At 53.9% G+C, this 19,775-nt stretch carries 18 protein-coding genes and 1 pseudogene; all 19 read left to right on the top strand.

What is annotated here, in order from left to right; translation table 11 throughout:
* The first annotated feature begins 45 nt into the window (after positions 1-45).
* The 19 genes and pseudogenes from ICT70_RS13380 to rapZ all read left to right on the top strand — a co-directional run bounded on the left by ICT70_RS13380 (position 46) and on the right by rapZ (position 19,775).
* Positions 46-1,059 (top strand): PhoH family protein, encoded by a 1,014-nt coding sequence (locus ICT70_RS13380; RefSeq protein ID WP_191157463.1) that lies wholly within the window; start codon positions 46-48, stop codon positions 1,057-1,059.
* An 11-nt stretch (positions 1,060-1,070) separates the two neighbouring features.
* Positions 1,071-3,479, top strand: a complete 2,409-nt coding sequence (locus ICT70_RS13375; protein WP_191157462.1) for an HD family phosphohydrolase — start codon at positions 1,071-1,073, stop codon at positions 3,477-3,479.
* Positions 3,421-3,843 (top strand): rRNA maturation RNase YbeY, encoded by a 423-nt coding sequence (ybeY, locus tag ICT70_RS13370; RefSeq protein ID WP_337906863.1) that lies wholly within the window; start codon positions 3,421-3,423, stop codon positions 3,841-3,843. Before ICT70_RS13375 ends, ybeY begins: the two co-directional genes overlap by 59 nt.
* Positions 3,844-3,853: 10 nt before the next feature.
* The gene (locus ICT70_RS13365; RefSeq protein ID WP_337906862.1) at positions 3,854-4,765 is read left to right on the top strand and encodes a hemolysin family protein; all 912 of its coding nucleotides are present in this window, start codon (positions 3,854-3,856) and stop codon (positions 4,763-4,765) included.
* Positions 4,752-6,272 carry an apolipoprotein N-acyltransferase gene (lnt, locus tag ICT70_RS13360; RefSeq protein ID WP_191157460.1) on the top strand — a complete coding sequence of 507 codons (1,521 nt, stop codon included), beginning with the start codon at positions 4,752-4,754 and terminating at the stop codon, positions 6,270-6,272. Before ICT70_RS13365 ends, lnt begins: the two co-directional genes overlap by 14 nt.
* A gap of 256 nt (positions 6,273-6,528) precedes the next feature.
* Complete coding sequence (locus ICT70_RS13355; RefSeq protein WP_224747061.1) at positions 6,529-8,289, top strand: Na/Pi cotransporter family protein; 1,761 nt, start codon at positions 6,529-6,531, stop codon at positions 8,287-8,289.
* A gap of 27 nt (positions 8,290-8,316) precedes the next feature.
* Positions 8,317-9,063, top strand: a pseudogene (gene kdsB, locus ICT70_RS13350) (3-deoxy-manno-octulosonate cytidylyltransferase); the annotation flags it as partial.
* Positions 9,064-9,370: 307 nt separating this feature from the next.
* Positions 9,371-10,972: a CTP synthase gene (locus ICT70_RS13345; protein ID WP_191157458.1), complete on the top strand. Its 1,602-nt coding sequence runs from the start codon at positions 9,371-9,373 to the stop codon at positions 10,970-10,972.
* Position 10,973: 1 nt separating this feature from the next.
* Positions 10,974-11,816: a 3-deoxy-8-phosphooctulonate synthase gene (gene kdsA / locus ICT70_RS13340; RefSeq protein WP_191157510.1), complete on the top strand. Its 843-nt coding sequence runs from the start codon at positions 10,974-10,976 to the stop codon at positions 11,814-11,816.
* Entirely contained in the window at positions 11,817-12,779 is a 963-nt protein-coding gene (locus tag ICT70_RS13335; protein ID WP_191157457.1) for a KpsF/GutQ family sugar-phosphate isomerase, read from the top strand.
* A gap of 11 nt (positions 12,780-12,790) precedes the next feature.
* Positions 12,791-13,309, top strand: a complete 519-nt coding sequence (locus ICT70_RS13330; RefSeq protein ID WP_191157454.1) for a KdsC family phosphatase — start codon at positions 12,791-12,793, stop codon at positions 13,307-13,309.
* Positions 13,310-13,346: 37 nt separating this feature from the next.
* Positions 13,347-13,925, top strand: a complete 579-nt coding sequence (gene lptC, locus ICT70_RS13325; protein WP_191157453.1) for an LPS export ABC transporter periplasmic protein LptC — start codon at positions 13,347-13,349, stop codon at positions 13,923-13,925.
* Complete coding sequence (lptA, locus tag ICT70_RS13320) at positions 13,915-14,415, top strand: lipopolysaccharide transport periplasmic protein LptA (protein WP_191157451.1); 501 nt, start codon at positions 13,915-13,917, stop codon at positions 14,413-14,415. The genes lptC and lptA overlap by 11 nt, the downstream gene beginning before the upstream one ends.
* Positions 14,412-15,137 (top strand): LPS export ABC transporter ATP-binding protein, encoded by a 726-nt coding sequence (gene lptB, locus ICT70_RS13315; RefSeq protein WP_191157449.1) that lies wholly within the window; start codon positions 14,412-14,414, stop codon positions 15,135-15,137. Before lptA ends, lptB begins: the two co-directional genes overlap by 4 nt.
* Positions 15,138-15,198: 61 nt before the next feature.
* Positions 15,199-16,662 carry an RNA polymerase factor sigma-54 gene (gene rpoN / locus ICT70_RS13310; protein ID WP_191157447.1) on the top strand — a complete coding sequence of 488 codons (1,464 nt, stop codon included), beginning with the start codon at positions 15,199-15,201 and terminating at the stop codon, positions 16,660-16,662.
* A gap of 113 nt (positions 16,663-16,775) precedes the next feature.
* The gene (gene hpf / locus ICT70_RS13305; RefSeq protein ID WP_191157445.1) at positions 16,776-17,324 is read left to right on the top strand and encodes a ribosome hibernation-promoting factor, HPF/YfiA family; all 549 of its coding nucleotides are present in this window, start codon (positions 16,776-16,778) and stop codon (positions 17,322-17,324) included.
* A gap of 75 nt (positions 17,325-17,399) precedes the next feature.
* Positions 17,400-17,864, top strand: a complete 465-nt coding sequence (locus ICT70_RS13300) for a PTS sugar transporter subunit IIA (protein WP_224747058.1) — start codon at positions 17,400-17,402, stop codon at positions 17,862-17,864.
* 79 nt (positions 17,865-17,943) lie between these two features.
* Positions 17,944-18,918 (top strand): HPr(Ser) kinase/phosphatase, encoded by a 975-nt coding sequence (gene hprK / locus ICT70_RS13295; RefSeq protein WP_191157442.1) that lies wholly within the window; start codon positions 17,944-17,946, stop codon positions 18,916-18,918.
* Positions 18,915-19,775, top strand: a complete 861-nt coding sequence (gene rapZ, locus ICT70_RS13290) for an RNase adapter RapZ (RefSeq protein WP_191157440.1) — start codon at positions 18,915-18,917, stop codon at positions 19,773-19,775. The genes hprK and rapZ overlap by 4 nt, the downstream gene beginning before the upstream one ends.

Below are 19,775 nucleotides of genomic sequence, written 5' to 3'. Positions count from 1 at the left end.
TTCCGTCGTGATTATTCAAATAATTGATGCACCCACATACCACATATGACCCCTCGCCAATCCTTTGATGTCGGCAATGCTGCGTTGGCAGCCCAGTTGTTCGGCCAGCAGAATCAGAACCTCAGGCTGATAGAGAAGAAACTCGGGATTCGCCTCGGGAGCCAGGGGACGGTACTGCAGTTGTCCGGCAACCCGGAACAGGTACAAGTCGGCTACCGCCTGCTCGAAGAACTCTGTGCGTTGTTGCGCGATGATATGCCTCTGTATCCCACCGATATCGACTATGCCATTCGCATCCTGTCGACCGATTCTTCAACCAACCTGCGTGATATTTTTTATGACACGGTTTTTGTTTCGGCGCGCAACAAGCTGATTGCCCCGAAAAGTCTGGCGCAAAAAAGTTATATCGACCAGATACGCAGCAAGACTGTGGTTTTCGGCATTGGACCGGCGGGCACCGGCAAAACCTATCTCGCCATGGCCATGGGGGTGGCTGCCCTCATGCGCAAGGAAGTGAGCCGCATTATGCTGGTGCGCCCGGCAGTTGAAGCGGGGGAGAAGCTGGGTTTTCTCCCCGGGGATCTGGCTGAGAAGGTCAATCCTTACCTGCGACCGCTGTACGATGCTTTATATGATATGCTTGAGCTGGATAAGGCGCGTGCTTTGGTTGATACCGGCGTGGTTGAGGTAGCGCCGCTGGCCTTTATGCGCGGGCGGACCCTCAATGATGCTTTTGTTATTCTTGATGAAGCACAGAATACCACGGCGGAGCAGATGAAAATGTTTTTGACGCGCATCGGGTTTGGCAGTCGCGCGGTGATTACCGGCGATGTCACCCAGATTGACCTGCCGCGTGGGACCGGTTCGGGACTGTTACATGCCACCGACGTGTTACGCAATGTTCCCGACATTGCTTTTACCTACTTCAGTGACCTTGATGTTGTTCGTCATCCCATTGTTCAGGCGATCGTCCAGGCTTATCAGCGCGCTGAGCAAAAAACCTCTGCAAAAACCGAGGAGCTACCGCCTCGCCCTGCCGGAATCAACGCGCCTGACTGATCCGAGGATTCATGACTAAAGATAAGAAAACCAAAACCGGGGGGCGTAGTCGTTCCAGCTCCTGGCAGGAATGGCGGTTCTGGAGCAGTCCGGTACAGTTGCGCAAGTGGGTACTGCTCGCAGTAGCACTATTGCTGGCTGTTATCATTGTCCCCAAGGGCGGCTTGATCCCCGCCTCTTTTTCACCCGGGGATGTGGCCCCGCGGGATATCAAATCGCCCCGGGATATGCTGGTCGAAGATGTCGAATTGACGCGGGCCAAACGTGATGCTGCGGCACGCGCTGTGCCCCTGGTCTATCGTTACGATGCGAGTGTCGCTGGACAGGCCATTGAGCGGCTGGAACGCGGGCTGGTGTTTTTGTCCCAGCGTCAGGAAGAAGTCGATCTGGATCCTGCCCAGGATCTGTTGCCGCGCCTTGAAGCTGATTTTGGCATTCCCCTTACCAGTGATGATTATGGGCCGTTGCTTGATCTTCCCCTCGACCGGGAACTGGTCGGACGGATCATTACTCTGCTGAAACCGTTGTTCGAACGTCCGATTAGCGCCAGTCTGCAGAGCTTTCTGGATGATTGGCAGGCAGGGATTGTTTTGCTTGAGCGCGATCAGGAGCGTTTGCCGTCCCCCCAATGGTCTGAGCGGGTGGTTGGCCTCAACATTGTTCTTCAGCAAGCAGAAGGCCATTTGGCCGGTCTTGATGCACTGAGCAGTGCCCAACAGCAGGTGCTGCTCAAGTTGGTACAGCAACAGTTGCGGCCCAACCTGGTACTGGACCAAGAGGAAACCCGGCAGCGCCGCCTGCACGCATCCAGTCAGGTGACGCCGGTACTCTTCCAGATAAAAAAGGGGGAGATGGTGGTGCGTGAAGGGGAGCGCATAAGTGCCGACCAGATTCTCAAGCTGCAATCGTTGCGTGAATCAGGACGCAGCAGCCATACCCTCCAGAGTGCCGTCGGTTTACTGATCTGTATCATGCTGCTGATTTTTGTCGGTTTTGTTTTTGCGCAAGGAAACATCAGTAAATTTAATCCGGACCGCCGCGACCTGCTGTTTCTGGGGACGGTGCTGATTGCTCACTTTGTTCTTATCAAGGTGTCGATTTTTGTTTCTGCCGGTATGGGAACGGTGTTGTCTTCGATCGATGCCATTACCTACTACTATGCTATTCCTTTTGCTCTGGCGGCCATGCTGGTGCGGATTGTGCTTAACTCGGAAACCGCTTTTATCGTGGCTATCTGTTCTGCTGTGCTGGCCGGGGTGCTGTTCGGTAATAGCTTGCTGGTGGCGTTTTATGCGCTGGTCGGTAGCATTGTCGGTGCTCATGGGGTGCGGCATTGTCAGCAACGAACCACTCTTTATCGGGCCGGCTTGTGGATCGGTCTGACCAATATGGCTATGTTGATCGGTCTGCATTTGCTTACCGGGCGGGCGGCCGATCTGCAACTCCTGTATCGGATCGGATTCGGTTTTGCCGGGGGGATGATCAGTGCGGTCATTGTCAACGGCACCATCCCGCTGGTCGAATCGCTGTTCAAATATACGACAGATATCAAGTTGCTGGAGTTGGCTAATATGAATGCGCCGGTTCTTCGCCAGTTGATGATTCAGGCGCCGGGTACCTATCACCATTCGATTCTGGTGGGGAATCTGGCCGAATCCGCGGCCGAAGCAATTCGTGCCAATCCGCTGTTGGCGCGCGTGGCGGCCTACTACCACGATATCGGCAAGATCCGTAAGCCCCTTTATTTTATTGAAAATACCGGCGGTCAACGCAATAAGCACGACAAACTGGCGCCCTCTATGAGTGCCTTGATCCTGACCTCCCACGTCAAAGACGGCGTCGATCTGGCGCGGGAGAACAAATTAGGCTCCGAGTTGATCGACATTATCAAGCAGCATCATGGTACGGCGCTGATCAAATTCTTCTACGACCGGGCCAAATCCCTTGCCGATCCCGGAGTTCAGCAAGTCGACGAGCGCGATTACCGCTATCATGGCCCCAAACCCCAAACCCGGGAAGCCGCCCTGATTATGCTCGCCGATGCAGTGGAAGCCGCCAGCCGTACCCTCGCCGATCCGACCCCGGCACGGATTCAGGGCATGGTTAAGAAGTTGATCAACAACATCTTTATTGATGGTCAGCTTAACGAGTGCGATCTGACCCTGCGCGACCTCAACGAAATTGCCAAGAGTTTTACCCGGGTCTTGTCGAGTTCTTTCCATCACCGGGTTGATTATCCGGAGCCGGTTCACATTGTCAAAGTCAAAACGGATGGCAATGACAGCCCTGCCGCGCGGGATAAAAGCAATAAGGGGAATCATGCGAATTCAGATCGAAAATCGCCAGCGCCGGTATCGGATTTTGAAGCGGTCGCTACGCAAGATAGCACAGCAGACCTTAAATATCTGCGCGAAGCCTGACGCTGAGCTGTCGATTCTGATTGTCGACAATGCCGGGATTCAGCAGATCAATCGCGATTTTCTCCAGCGCGATCGTCCGACCAACGTCATCTCCTTTGCCATGCAGGAAGGATTGGGAGCGGGGGTGCAGCCGCAGTTGCTCGGCGATGTGGTTATTTCTGCGGAACGTGCTGCCGGGGACGCCGCTGCCGCCGGGATTCCTTTTGAGCATGAACTGTGGTTTCTGCTGGTGCATGGAATCTTGCATCTGCTGGGTTACGACCACGAACGCGGCAGCGTCCAACAGGCGCAGGAAATGGAACAGCGTGAACGGGAAATTTTTGCCCAACTGATTGAACAATTTCCGCTGACAGGTGACAGGTGACAGGTGACAGGTGACAGGTAAATTGGACCTCTACACAACACAACACAAGGAGAATGAATACAAGGTGGACACGGGCGATGGAAAAGGACGACAAGGGCTGCTGCAACGCCTTCTGGGCCGGTTAAACAGGCGCGCTTCGGCAGGGAGCGAAGAGGAGTTGCAGCAACTGATTGATGAATCAGAACAACGTGGCATCATTGATGAAGAAGAGGGGGATATGCTTCAGTCGATCCTGGAGCTTGATGAAACCTATCTGCGTGAAATCATGGTGCCACGCACCGACATGGTCTGCGTTGATGCCGCCGCACCCCTGACCCAGGTGCTTGAGGCTATTCTGCAGTCCGGACACTCTCGTATCCCGATCTTCAAAGGCAATATCGACAACATCATCGGTCTGGTTTATGCCAAAGACCTTCTGCCCTATTGGGGTCAGTCCCTCGATAACATCCCGTTGGAAACGGTTCTGCGCCAGCCATTTCTGGTTCCCGAGTCGAAACAGGTGAGTGTGTTGCTGCGGGAGTTTCGTGAAACGCGGGTGCATATTGCCATTGTTATCGATGAGTACGGCGGTACCGCCGGCTTGATTACGATTGAGGATCTGATCGAAGAGATCGTTGGAGATATCCAGGACGAATACGATCTGGAGGAAGAGTGGTTGATCGCAGATCCCGATGGTACCGTAGTCGTCAATGGCCGCCTCAATATTGAAGAGTTCGAAGAATATTTTGACGTTGAGGTAGAGCGAGAAAAATTCGATACGATCAGCGGCTACGTTATTGAGCAATTTGGCCAGGTACCGGTGGTGGGTAAAAAAATTCGCGTTGGCCAGTTCGATATGCTGATCGAAAAAGGAGATCAGCGCTCGATTCAGCAGATCCGAATTTTTCCGTTGTCGTCAGAACCGGGTGATGATGCAGATTGATAAGACCCTGCTGGTCGCAGCCTTGTCCGGCGGATTGCTGGCTCTGTCCTTTCCCCGTCCCGATCTTTATCCACTTGCCTGGGTGGCCCTGGTGCCCCTGCTGCTGGTCATGGAAAAACGACCGTTTGCCAGTGGTTTTGCGGCCGGGGCGACATTTTTTGCTGTTGTTCTTTACTGGTTGAACATCGTTATGACCACCTTCGGTGGTCTTGATCCGTTCTCCTCGTTGGGTGCCTATCTGTTGCTTGTTGCCTACCTGGCGCTGTTTTTCGGTTCTGCCACCTGGCTTGCCTGGCGCACTCATCAGCGCCTGGGCCTTCCTGTTCTGCTCAGTCTGCCGGTCATCTGGGTGGCCCTTGAGTTTTTACGCGGCTGGCTGTTGACCGGTTTTCCCTGGGCCTTGATCGGCTATTCCCAGCAGAATTTCAGCCTGGCGATCCAGAGTGCCGATGTCACAGGCGTTTATGGGGTGGGGCTGATGCTGATCACGGTTAATGCGTTGATCGCCCAACTTGTTGCGCAGCCCACACAGTTGTTTAGCCGCTGGGCGGCGGGCGGAGTGGCGTTGTTGCTGATCAGTCATTTCGGCTATGGCGTCTGGCGTTCGGGACAGTTATCCGATGAACGCCCCGAGCAGTTAACCGTTGCGCTGATACAGGGGAACGTTGAACAGTCACAAAAGTGGGATCCGGCGTTGCAGCAGGAGACGATTACTCGTTACCTGTCCCTGTCAAGGCAGGCCCTGGCGGAGCACCCTGATCTGTTGATCTGGCCGGAAGCAGCCACCCCCTTTTATCTGCAGGATCCCTCGCCATTGGCGGCCCAGGTTCATGATCTGCCCAAGCATAGCGGGGTGCCGCTGCTGGTGGGTACTCCGGCTTATCAACGAGCGCCCCATGGCGAATACCAGTATCTGAACAGCGCTTTTTTGATTGGCAGTGATGGGTTGCGGCAGGGGCGCTCTGACAAGGTTCATCTGGTCCCTTTTGGTGAATACGTGCCATTAGGCCGTTTGCTTTCCTTTGTCGACAAGCTGGTGGTAGGGGTAGGCGATTTTGTCCCCGGCACAATAGTTCCATTACCGCTAGGCGAACATCATGTCGGCGTGCTGGTGTGCTATGAAGTTATTTTCCCCTATCTGGCGCGTCAGCATCTACATCAGGGCGTGGATTTGCTGGTCAATATCACCAATGATGCCTGGTTTGGCCGCTCGTCTGCCCCTTATCAGCATCTTGCCATGGCGCGTTTTCGCGCGATCGAAAACCGCATCTGGCTGGCCCGCTCCGCCAACACCGGGATCTCCGCCCTGATCGCTCCCAGCGGTGAGGTGGTTCTGTCCGGGCCGATTTTTGAGACCTTGCAGCTCTCCGGCAAGGTCGGGCTTGGCGCAGCGCCGACCTTTTATACGCGCTTTGGTGATCTGTTTGCCCATGTCTGTCTGTTGCTCACCGCTCTGCTGGTTATCGCCCAGGCTGTTGCTCCCCGCCTGAGCAATAAATCAGCTTGAGTGATTCACAATCATTTATCGTTGCATCCCGCTTCTCTGTTATCATTCTCATGTTGATTGAGTAACAACAAACAGCTTAAACTCAAAAACCTAAAAACGGCTTCCCGAGCCACAGAAATCACGGAAACAGACGGAAGGGTATTTATTGCAGCAAAGCCGCCCTCAATCAAAGAGACGACCCGATGAACGTGTCTTGTCTTTCTGATTTGGTCTGTGGATTCGGTCGTTTCCGTGGAGAACTTTTCTTCCAGAGTAAATGATGATAGCCCGAGCCCCCTCCATCGCCTGTCTGCTTATGCTGATACTCGCTGCCGCCCCGGCAGCTGCAAGTCTTGGTGTGGCAGAAGCGCAAGGATTCTCATGGGGGGCTATGTTGATGGGTCTTTTTGGTGGGTTGGCGCTGTTTTTGCTCGGGCTTGATCGGTTGACTGAATCCCTCAAGGCCGCGGCAGGATCACGTTTACAGTCATGCCTGGAGCGCTTAACCAATAACCGTTTCAGTGGTGCCCTGGTCGGAGCGCTGACAACGGCCATGCTCCAGTCCTCTTCGGTGACGACCGTTCTGGTCGTGGGCTTTGTCAGTGCCGGGGTGATGTCCCTGAGTCAGTCGGTTGGTGTCATTATGGGTGCCAACATCGGTTCGACGGTCACCGCACAGATTATTGCCTTTAATGTTTCAACCTATGCCTTGTCGTTGGTGGCTGCCGGTTTTGCCATGTTGACCTTTGCCCGGCGTGAGCAGTTTCGTCATTACGGTGGAATGTTGCTGGGTTTGGGGTTGATTTTTTTCGGTATGGGGATCATGACTGATGCCATGGTACCGTTGCGTGCCTATCCGCCGTTTCTTGAATGGATGGTGGGAATGGAAAGCCCGTTCATTGGCTTGTTGGTCGGCGCGCTTTTCACGGCTCTGATTCAGTCGTCAGCGGCGACCACAGGTCTGGTCATCATTATGGCCAGTCAGGGGTTTATATCACTGCCGGCCGGTATCACCCTGGCGTTGGGGGCCAATATCGGCACCTGTGTGACTGCGATGCTGGCGACCATCGGTAAACCCCTGGTTGCCCTGCGCGCTGCTACCATCCATGTGCTGTTCAATGTCGCGGGGGTGCTGTTGTGGCTCGGTTTTGTTGACCAGTTGGCGGCCCTGACGGTGGCCTTGTCACCCCAGTATGGTGAACTGCAGGGGATGGATCGGCTGGCGGCAGAAGCCCCGCGCCAGATTGCTAACGCCAACACCCTCTTCAACGTTCTAAATACCTTTATTTTTATTGCCCTGGCGCCTTTTTTTGCCAGGTTGGCGATGGTTCTGGTGCCGGAACGGAAGGACCTGGACAAGACCCCGGTTGTGGTCCCTAAATATCTCGATGAGCGTCTGCTGGATACCCCGGCGGCGGCCCTGAATCTGGTGCGCATGGAGATCGGCCGGTTGGGGCAGGAAGTGGTACAGATGACTGAAACCATCTGGCCGGCGTTGCAAAAGAACGATAATCAGCTGTTCCGGGAGGTCCAACGGCGCGATGATGTCATTGATCTGCTCCACACTGAAATTATCAATTATCTCTCCATGCTGGGGAAAAAGGAACTGACCGAGGACCAGGCCCATGACTATTATCTGCTGAGCCAGGCTGCTGATACCCTCGAGCGGATTGGTGATGTTATCGAGTCGGAGCTGGTTGAGACGGGTTTTAAAATAGCCCAACTTCCGTTGCGCCCGGGGGCTCAGATCAGAGACCTGCTGGGACGGCTGCATGCCTATGTCTACACGGCTGTGGAATTGGCGGTGCGCGCTGTCAACGACAATGACAGCGCCCCGGCGCAGGAGCTTCTGGGAATGCGGCGCGAAGTCAATGAGGCGGTTGAGGGTGCTTTTCGCCGCCAGGTAGCGAGTATGGCTGCCAGCGATACCGAACGTCTGAAGCTTTTACAGTTGGAATTTGAGATAACGGATAAGTTTAAACAGATCTTTTCTCTGGCCAAGCGCATCGCACGACTTTATCAGCCTTATAGCGACTAGTCCTCTCATATGAAGGATAGCCTACTGATGACCAATAATGTCACAGCAATCATTCCCGCTCGTTTTTCTTCTACCCGCTTTCCCGGCAAACCGCTGGCTCTGCTGCAGGGGCTGCCGATGATTCAGCATGTTTATCGGCAGGTTGCTGCAGCTGAACTGGTTGATCGGGTTGTTGTCGCCACCGACGATCAGCGGATCCTGGAGTGCGTACAAGGGTTCGGTGGTGAGGCGATGTTGACCCGTGAGGATCATCCGACCGGCACCGATCGTCTGGCGGAGGTTGCCGAGACCCTGGACAGTGGCCTGATCGTTAATGTGCAGGGGGATGAGCCCCTGATTCAGTCGCAGATGATTGATCAGGCGATACGGCCGCTACTCGATCATGATGATATCGAGATGGGAACACTGGCAGCGCGCCTGACCTGCCCGGAAGATTTTTTCAGCCCCAACGTGGTCAAGGTGGTCAGGGATCTGGCCGGCTATGCCCTGTATTTTTCCCGTGCACCGATCCCCTGGCCGCGGGATCTGAAAAAAGAAGAGTTGGCAGATCAGCTGCCCCAGCTTGCGGTGTGGCGTCATATCGGTCTTTATGTCTATCGTCGCACCCTGCTGCTTGATTATCCGCGCTGGCCCGAAACTCCGCTGGAACAATTGGAGCGACTGGAGCAGTTGCGAGCGCTGGAACGGGGAGTACGCCTGTATGTTGCCGAGACGGAGTGGGATAGCCACGGAGTGGATACGCCGGCTGATCTGGAGCGCGTAGAAAAGTTGATGTCTAATAAAAAAAACGTATCTGTTCAGCACCGGATCGGGGATCCTATGTCAAGGGGCGCTGTTCGTCATCCATGACCGCTTGTTGTCGCCATCCATGGCGACAAACACCCTTGCCACAGGACCCCCGACCCTGCGCAAGGCCATAGCTGAATGGTTACAAAAAAAGAATTAAAACAGCTGGTTACTTTTTATACCAGGGCTGATTCATTTTTACAGTTCAGGGTTTCTTTCGGTTCTGTTTGTGTGTAGAATCACGCCTTTGGTGTAAAACAGGATACTACTAGTTATTGGGGATAAAAGGTTCCACATGAAGACAAAATTTATATTCGTGACCGGCGGGGTTGTTTCTTCTCTTGGCAAGGGGTTGTCCGCCGCTTCGATTGGCGCATTGATGGAGGCGCGGGGCTTAAAGGTTTCGATGCAGAAGATGGATCCTTATATTAATGTAGACCCCGGCACCATGAGCCCGTTTCAACACGGTGAGGTGTTTGTCACTGACGATGGTGCCGAAACCGATCTCGACCTCGGGCACTATGAGCGTTATACCACCGCCACCTTGTCACGCAAGTCCAATTTTACCACCGGCCAGATCTACGACTCCGTCATCCGCAAGGAACGCCGTGGCGATTATCTGGGTGGAACGGTGCAGGTTATTCCGCACATCACCAACGAGATCAAACAGAAAATTCTCGACAATGTCAAAGGTGTCGATCTGGCCATTGTTGAGGTCGGGGGCACGGTTGGCGATATCGAATCCTTGCCTTTTCTTGAGGCCATTCGCCAGTTCCGCGTTGATCGCGGGCGGGACAATGTTCTCTATATCCACCTGACCCTGGTGCCTTACATTGCTACCGCCGGTGAACTGAAAACCAAGCCGACCCAGCACAGTGTCAAGGATCTGCGTGAGATCGGTATTCAGCCTGATATTCTGCTGTGTCGCTGTGACCGAGAAATTCCCCGTGATATGAAGGCCAAGATTGCCCTGTTCTGTAATGTGCCTGAAGAGGCGGTTATCACTGCCCGCGACGTGGAAACCATCTACGAGGTGCCGACCGCTTTTCATGATCAAGGGCTGGACGAGCGGATCATCAATTATCTGAATATCTGGACCAAGTCACCTGATCTGTCTGATTGGGAACGGATTGTTGAGCGGGTCAAACACCCTTCAGAGAGTATTACCATTGCCATCGTCGGCAAGTATGTCGATCTGACCGAAAGTTACAAATCGCTAGCTGAAGCCCTGATTCATGGCGGTATTGCCAACGACTGTCGCGTCAATTTGAAGTATGTTGATTCTGAGGCCCTGGAGCGCCATGGCATTGACGGCATGTTCAACGATGTCGACGGTATTCTGGTGCCCGGAGGTTTTGGTGAACGTGGCAGTGAGGGAAAGATCTCAGCTATTCACTATGCGCGGACCAATAAAGTGCCTTTTTTCGGGATCTGCCTGGGGATGCAGATGGCCGTTGTCGAGTTTTCCCGCCATGTTTGCGTGATCGACGATGCTCACTCATCCGAATTTCATGAACAGGCGGCAAACCCGGTTATCCATATCATGGAAGAACAGAAAAAGGTCAAGGGTAAAGGGGGAACCATGCGCCTCGGGGCGTATCCCTGCGCCCTTGAAAAAGACACCCTGGCGCGGCGGATCTATGGCCTCGAGCAGATTTCTGAACGCCATCGCCACCGTTTTGAATTTAATAATAGCTATCGGGAACAACTCAAAGGGTGTGGGCTGGTCTGTTCGGGAATCAATCCGGATTCCAATCTGGTTGAGATTATCGAACTTAAAGATCATCCCTGGTTTCTGGGGTGTCAGTTTCACCCTGAGTTCAAGTCGCGCCCCATGGCGCCGCACCCCTTGTTTGAATCTTTTATCGGCGCCTGCTTAAAGGAGCGCCAGGAGTAACATAATGGAGCAGGTTGCAGTAGGCGGCACACGTTTTGGCGGTAATAAGCCTTTTGTTCTTATTGCCGGCCCCTGTGCCATTGAAAACGAAGATCTGACCTTACGTATTGCCTCGGGCCTGAAAGACATCACCACCCGGCTTGGGTGCGAACTGGTGTTCAAGGCCTCTTACGACAAGGCCAACCGCACCGCGGTGACCTCCTTTCGTGGTTTGGGCATGGATCATGGATTGCGGATCCTGGCGCGGGTCAAACGGGAGTTTGAGCTGCCGATCCTCTCAGATATCCATGATATCAGCCAGATTGACGCGGCGGCAGAAGTGCTCGATGTGTTACAAATTCCGGCCTTTTTATGCCGCCAGACCGACTTGCTGGTGGCAGCAGGGAAGACGGGCAAACCGATCAATATCAAAAAGGGGCAGTTCCTTGCACCCTGGGACATGGAACATGGTGTCAACAAGGTTGTCTCAACCGGGAATCGGCAGATTCTGCTGACCGAGCGGGGTGCGACCTTCGGCTACAACAATCTGGTCAGCGATATGCGCGCCCTGGTGATCATGCGCCAGTTGGGCTACCCGGTAATTTTTGACGCGACCCACTCGGTGCAACTGCCTGGTGGTGCCGGTGGTTCCTCCGGTGGTCAGCGACAGTTTGTTGGGGCCTTATCGCGGGCAGCGGTAGCGACCGGCATCGACGGACTGTTCTGGGAGGTACATGAAAATCCCGACCAGGCCCTGTGTGATGGCGCCAATTCTCTGCCGTTGGCACAGGTCGAAACAATGTTAAAACAGATGTTGGCCATCGATGACGTGGTCAAGGACTCTCTAACTCAAGGTGATAAATAGATGCTGGAAATAGCCCGTCAGGTGTTGCAGATTGAGGCCGATGCCGTCCATGCCTTAAAAGAACGGTTGAACGAAGACTTTGTCAAGGCGATCAAGATCCTTCTGGCCTGCGAGGGCAAGGTTGTCGTAACCGGCATGGGCAAGTCCGGGCTGATCTGTCACAAGATCGCTGCCACCATGGCCTCGACCGGCACACCGACCTTTTTTCTTCACCCGGCCGAGGGAATTCATGGTGATCTGGGGATGTTATCGCGTGGCGATGTAGTGATTGCCGTCTCCTATTCCGGTGAAACCGAGGAGATCTGTCGCATCCTGCCGGTGATCAAGCGCATGGGGCTGCCCCTGATTGCCATGTCGGGCAGGCCGACCAGCACCTTGGGGATTGCCGGTGATGTTCATCTTGATGTCAGTGTTGCTGAAGAAGCCTGCCCCTTGGGGTTGGCTCCGACCGCAAGTACTACCGCCACGCTGGCTATGGGGGATGCCCTGGCGGTGGTCCTGCTCAATGAGCGGGGATTCAGGGCGGAAGATTTTGCCATGTTCCACCCCGGTGGGGCGCTGGGTAAAAAGCTGCTGCTGCGGGTGGAGGATCTGATGCACAAGGGCGGTGACATCCCCCTGGTGTCACCGGACACCTTGTTGCGTGACGCCCTGTTTGAGATTACCAGCAAAAAGCTCGGAGTGACCGGGGTTATCGATGCTGCTGGTTTACTGCTCGGAGTATTTACCGACGGCGATCTGCGGCGGATGATGGAGCGCGGGCTGGAGACCCTGCAGTTGCCTATTGCTGCTGCCATGTCGACTTCCCCCAAACGGATTCTACGCCGCAATCTGGCAGCCAAAGCGCTTCAGATCATGGAGCAACATGCCATCACCTCCCTCTTTGTTTTTGAAGACGAACAGAGTCAGGTGCCGATTGGTATCATTCATCTCCACGATCTGCTGCGCGCCGGGGTGGTATGATGGAGGTCGAGATGAAGGAAAAGCTTGCCGCCATCAACCTTTTATTACTGGATGTCGATGGAGTCATGACCGATGGGCGCATTATTTATGATCAGCAGGGAAATGAGCTGAAAGCCTTTGATGTCAAGGATGGTCACGGCTTGAAGATGTTGCAGCGGGCCGGGTTTCAGGTTGGAATTATCACCGGCCGTACCTCCGCCATTGTCAGCCGCCGCGCCCAGGAATTGGGAATTACTATTCTGTATCAGGGAGCGAAGGTTAAGCTCGAACCCTATCTGGATATTCTCAAGCAGACCGGCTTGGCGGATCATCAGGTTGCCTATGTCGGCGATGACCTGATTGATCTGCCGATCCTCCGTCGTGTTGGTTTCAGCGCAACCGTTGCCGATGCCGTTCCGCAAATGGCCGAGCAGGTTGATTATGTCACCCGGCGCTGCGGAGGTCGCGGTGCGGTCAGGGAAATCTGCGATCTGCTGCTGCAGGGCAGCGGTCAGTGGACCGAGCAGACGACGCGTTATTTTTCCCCGTGAGTCACTCGGTGTGCCATAATCAGCAGGTGGCGCAGTCATGTTGACTGTGCGCCGAATTCTGGCATTGCTGATTCTGCTGGCGGTTATTCTGCTCGGCCTGGTGGTGTGGCGTCACCTGCAACAGGCGCCGCTGCAGGAGGTCCTTGAAGCCCTGTCTCCGGAGATTGATCTGGCGTTAGATCATCTCAACTACACAGAAACCCAGGATGGACGTAAACGCTGGACCCTGGTAGCCGATCGTGCTGAGTATCTGCGCGCCGGCAATCTGGTCCGGTTGACGCCGGTCCAGCTGACTTTTTATGAGGCCGGAGCTTTTGGCGATCTGGGCCTGACTGCTGACCATGGCGAGTTGCAGGAAGATACCCGTCAGGTGGATGTCTGGGGGGGCGTTGTCATTGTCGGCGAAGGTGGCGAACGGTTGCAGACCGAAACGCTGCGCTATCAGGATCAGCAGCGACTATTGTCAACCGCAGCGCCGATCCATTATCAGGCACCAAGGATGGAATTAACCGGCGTTGGTCTGGTGATTGATCTTCAAAAAAACACCATGCTGGTAAAAAAAGATGTCAGAATGCTGCTGTTGCCGGAACCACAGGAGAACTCAGGTGAGAATTGATCTGATCCTTCATTGTCTGCTGCTATTGGTCTTTGCCTGGACATTAACCGCCGGGGCCGTTGATTTTTTTGCTGCGGCGGACTCTGGTCAGCCGCTGGAGATCACCTCAAACCAGCTTGAAGTTTTTCAGCAAGAGCAGAAATCGGTATTCAGCGGCGATGTTGTTGCCCAGCAGGGGGAAATGACCCTCTATACCGATCAACTGACGGTGATTTTTGACGGCCAGAATGACGTCAGCCGCGTTGAAGCCATAGGTCGTGTGCGCATTGAAGAGCCATTGCGTCATGCCCGTGGTAACCAAGCCGTTTTTGATCGGGCGGCGGACACCTTGATTTTATCCGGCAATGCCGAGGTGGTGCAGGGTGAGAATCGCATTGCCGGCGATGAAATTACCCTGTTTATCGGTCAAAATCGTAGCCTTGTCCGAAGTACGGACAGCGGGCGAGTGCGGGCCGTCATCCTGCCGGAAAAGAAACCGGAGTCACCGTGAAACGAACGCTGCGCGCCACTGACTTGCATAAATCCTACGCTGGTCGTGAAGTGGTAGCCGGGGTCGACCTGGCCGTCAGTTCTGGTGAAGTGATCGGCCTGCTTGGGCCCAATGGCGCCGGTAAAACCACCAGCTTTTATATGGTGGTCGGGCTGGCAACGCCGGATCAGGGACAGATTTTTCTCGATCAGACCGAGTTGACGGCGATGCCCATGTATCAACGAGCCCGGGCGGGGATCTCTTATCTGCCACAGGAACCTTCCGTCTTTCGCAAGCTGACGGTTGCTGAAAACCTGCTGGCAATTATAGAAACCCTGCCGTTGAATAAGTCCGAGCAGCAACAGCGGTTAGAGCAGTTACTGGCCGATCTGAATATTGCCCATATCCGCGATTCGAAAGGTTACGCTCTCTCCGGTGGCGAACGCCGACGGGTGGAAATTGCCCGGTCGCTGGTCCTGAAACCGGCCTTCTTGCTTCTGGATGAGCCTTTTGCCGGTATTGACCCGATCGCGGTAATCGACATTCAACATATTATTTCTGATCTTAAAAGTCGGGGTATCGGTATTCTTATTTCGGACCATAATGTGCGCGAAACCCTCGGCGTATGCGATCGCGGTTATATCCTTAATCAGGGGCGGGTGCTGGAGTACGGAACACCCGAACAGATTGCGGCGAGCCCGGAAGCTCGTGCGATCTATCTGGGAGAAAAGTTTACCTTATGATCTGTTCCGGCGTTGCCGGATCCGATTTGCAAAACCATCAGCTTTGGACTAAAAAGGAACCATGGCACTCGATCTTCGACTTCAGGTAAAACTCAGCCAGCAACTGGTGATGACCCCCCAGCTGCAGCAGGCGATCAAGTTGCTGCAGCTGTCACGACTGGAATTGGTGGATGCAATTTCTGAGGAACTTGCGGAAAATCCGGTTCTGGAAGAGGGGATTGATCACCAGGAGGAGAAGGAAGAAGCGCTCCGCACCGGGGTCGAGGATGAAGTCACGCCAACGCCGGAGTCGTCGCCGGAACAAGAGCTCTCCGGGGAAATGGATGGGGTCGGTGACATCGACTGGCAGACCTATCTGGAGGGTTACAGCCTCAACAGTAGCAGCAATGATGCCCGTGATAACTACGAAGAACAGGAAGATCGTCCTTCGTTTGAAAGCCTCATGACCCAGCCACGTCGCCTCAGTGACCATCTGTTGTGGCAGCTCGGCCTCTCAACCCTCCCCGCGCCGGAACATCATGCCGCCGTAGATATTATCGGCAACCTCGATGATGCCGGGTACCTGCAAACCCCGCTGGAAGAGCTTGCCGAGCAAGCCGGGGTTGACCTTGCCGTTTATCAAGCGGCCCTGCAACGGGTGCAGGCCTATGACCCGCCAGGAGTTGCCTGCCGCAATCTGCAGGAGTGCCTGCTGTTGCAACTTGATCGCCTGGAGCTGTCTGACTCCCTGGCCGCAGTGTTATTACGTGATTTTATCGATGAGCTTGGAGCACGTAAGTACCCCCAGATTGCCAAGGCGTTAAAACTTCCGGTTGAGGAAGTTTTTGCTGCAACCAAGCTGATATCTGAGCTTGACCCGCGTCCCGGCAGTGCTTATAACGACGAAGAAGCACACTATATTGTGCCTGACATCTATATCCACAAGCTTGGTGATGATTATGTCGTTACCCAGAACGATGAAGGACTGCCGAACCTGCGTATCAGCGCTTTTTATCGCAATGCCCTGATGGAATCGAAGGGAATTGATAAACAGACCGGCGACTATATCCAGGATAAAATGCGCAGTGCCGTGTGGCTGATCAAGAGCATCCATCAGCGTCAGCGCACGATTTACAAGGTGACTCAGAGTATCGTCAAATTCCAGCGCGATTTTTTCGATAAAGGTATAGAGTATCTCAAGCCCATGGTATTGCGCGATGTGGCTGAAGATATCCAGATGCACGAGTCCACTGTTAGTCGGGTGACGACCAATAAATATGTCCAGACCCCACAGGGGCTGTTCGAATTAAAATTCTTTTTTAACAGCGGCATCAACACCAGCGATGGTGATGCGGTCGCCTCGGAAAGCGTTAAAAGCAAGATCAGGGACATCGTCGCTGCTGAAAATCCGAAAAAACCCCTGTCTGATCAGAAAATCGTCGATCTGCTCCAGCAACAGGAAATCGATATTGCCCGACGGACAGTCACCAAGTATCGGGAAATGCTCGGTATCGGCTCGTCAACGGAACGCAAACGTCTGTTTTAACGTATCGCCGGGTGCTGATGGGCAGACTCTTTCAGCGCAATTTTTATAATTGCGCTATAATCTAGTGCAAACGAGGCTCTATGGAAGAGCCCTCGGCAATGAGGAGGTTCTTTATGCAAATTGCGGTAACTTTTAGACACATGGAGAGCAGTGATCCCCTGCGTGACTACGTGGAAGAAAAGCTGGCGCGGGTCAAAAAGTACATTGATGAGCCGATTGATGCCCAGGTGGTGCTTTCGGTGCAGAAAAAGATTAATCAGCGCGCTGAGGTGACAATGGTTGCCAAAGGGCTGACCATGAAGAGTGCTGAAGAAAAAGATGATATGTATGCAGCTATTGATCTGATGGTAGACAAGATTGAGCGTCAGCTCAAACGCTACAAGGAAAAACTGAAAAACCACAAGGGCAGTGAAGGGGTTCAACGGCGCATTGAAAAAACCGTTTATTCTGCCCCTAGTTTTGATGAAGGACACAATGAGCCCGAAATCATCCGCAGCAATTCATTTTTTATCAAGCCGATGTCGGTTGAAGAGGCAGTGATGCAGATGGATCTGCTCGACAAAGAGTTTCTGGTTTTCACCGATGACCGTTCCGAAGAGATGAATGTTGTTTATCGGCGTAAAGATGGTAATTATGGTCTGATTGTTCCACACGGAAAATAGCATGATCGCGGGGTTGGCGCACGATCGTGCGTCGGCCCCGACAGTTGGTCTTCTTTTTGAGCGATAAAGATAAGAATGATGAAAATTTCGGAACTATTGAATCCACAGGCCATCATCAGCGAACTTAGCGCTACCGACAAAAAGGAGGTACTTGCTGAGTTGACTGATACCCTGGTAGCCCTGGTTCCGGAACTGGACCGCAACAGGGTTCTTGAGGTGCTGCATGAGCGCGAGAAGCTCGGTAGTACCGGTATCGGAGATGGTGTCGCTATTCCCCACGGAAAAATTGCCAAACTTGGAGAGCTGCAGCTGGTCTTTGCCCGTAGCACCAAGGGGGTTGATTTTGAGTCGATGGATGGCCAGTTGGCGCAACTGTTTTTTCTGTTGATTGCCCCTGAAGGAGCCGTTGGCGTTCATCTTAAAACCCTGGCGCGCATTTCCAAGCTGTTAAAAGATGTCAATATTCGTAAGCAGTTGCTCGCTGCCAAGGACGCTGCAGCGATTTATCAGATTATTCTTGCCAACGAAACTTCCCCGTAACCTCTGGGATCGACAGGACCTCAATGTCGGATCCGGTGATGACGGCTGCTGCAGGGGCAGCTGATCAGGTGTTGATGCCATGCAAACATTAAGCATCAGGGATATCCTCGAAGAAAAGGAAGCCGGCCTTGATCTGGAGTTGCTGGCCGGTGCGCCAGGTCTGGAGACTCTGATTTCTTTGCCGCGCATCCAGAAGCCCGGCCTGGCACTGGCTGGTTTTGGCGACAGCCTGCATCCTGACCGCATCCAGGTGCTGGGTTCGACGGAACTGAGTTTCCTGGCCAACATGCCTGCTGATGAGGCTGAAAAGCGAATGCGTGAACTGTGTCAGCGACGTGTCTGTTGTCTGATCGTCACGAAAAACCAGCCGATCCCCAAATTTCTTGTTGAACAGGCCGAAAGCTTTGGCACACCGCTGCTTAGAACCCGGCTGCTCAGTTCCGATTTTATCTCGTTGTTGACCCGGTTTCTGGAAGAACGTTTGCTTCCAACCTCAACCCTGCACGGCGTTCTGGTTGATGTGCTCGGTATTGGTGTGCTGATTCAGGGCAAGAGTGGTATTGGTAAAAGTGAGTGTGCGCTGGAACTGGTGCTGCGCGGTTATCGGCTGGTGGCTGATGATGTCATCCGTGTACGCTTCAAACTGCCGTCGGTCATTTTTGGCGAAGGGATGGACCTGCTTCATTACCACATGGAGATCCGCGGCCTGGGGATCCTGAATATCAAACACCTGTTCGGGGTATCTTCGGTGCGGGAACGCAAAAAAATTGATCTGGTGGTGGAACTGGTCAAATGGGGGGATGATAAAGATTGCGATCGCCACGGACTTGATGAAACTACCTACCAGCTCCATGGGGTAGAATTGCCCTATGTCCGGATTCCGGTGGCTCCGGGTCGAAATATTGGTACGATTGTAGAGGTAGCGGCGCGCAACCAGCTGCTTAAAGAGATGGGTTATCACAGCGCGCGCGAGTTTCAGGGTCTGCTGGAGAAGCGAATGGCAGAAGCTGCCCATCTTCATGCTCACTCTATCATCGGCGAGAACCTCGAATGAACAATCGCCTGATTGTCATCACCGGTCTCTCCGGATCCGGCAAATCTACCGCAGCGCGGGCGTTGGAAGATCAGGGTTTCTTTGTCGTCGACAACCTGCCGCTGGTGATGCTCCCTGATTTTATGGAGCGGGCGCGCCTGGAGCTGTGTCAGCAAACAGATATCGCCGTTGTTATCGATGTCCGCAATCGCACCTTTCTGGTCGATCATGCCGGCACCTTCGAACGGTTGCGCACTGCCGGGCATCAGGTTGAGATCCTCTTCTTTGAAGCGAACGATGATGAGTTGTTGCGGCGTTATTCGGAAACCCGCCGCACCCATCCTCTGGCCCAGGCCGGCACCGTACAGCAGGGGGTCGAAAATGAACGTCGCCAACTGAAACTGTTGCGTGATGCTGCCAGCAGGGTCATTGACAGCAGTAATCTGAATGTTCGCCAGTTGCGTGATCTGGTCCTGGAATTTGTCGGCACGGATCAGTCGGCGCGCTTGATTATCAACATTGAGTCCTTCGGCTACCGCTATGGGTTGCCCCTGGCTGCCGATCTGGTGTTTGATGTGCGTTTTTTGCCGAACCCGCATTATATCCCTGAGTTACAACCCTTGACCGGCTTGGATCAACGGGTGCGTGATTATGTCCTGTCCCAGCCGGAAGCCCGTAATTTTCGCTATCACCTTGATCGGATGTTGATGTTTTTGCTGCCGCACTATCGCAAGGAAGGAAAAAGCTATCTGACCATCGGTATCGGCTGCACCGGGGGCCGTCACCGCAGTGTGTCGATTGTGGAAGATCTGTACCGCCATTTTCCCGTTGCCGATGTGATGGTCCAGCACAGTCATCGCGATGTTGCCAAGGGGTGA

This window comes from Pelovirga terrestris (assembly GCF_014773365.1).
Taxonomy (GTDB): Bacteria; Desulfobacterota; Desulfuromonadia; order Desulfuromonadales; family Geopsychrobacteraceae; genus Pelovirga; species Pelovirga terrestris.
The sequence above is the reverse complement of the archived record's forward strand: the minus strand, read 5'-3'. Positions and strand labels throughout refer to the sequence as shown.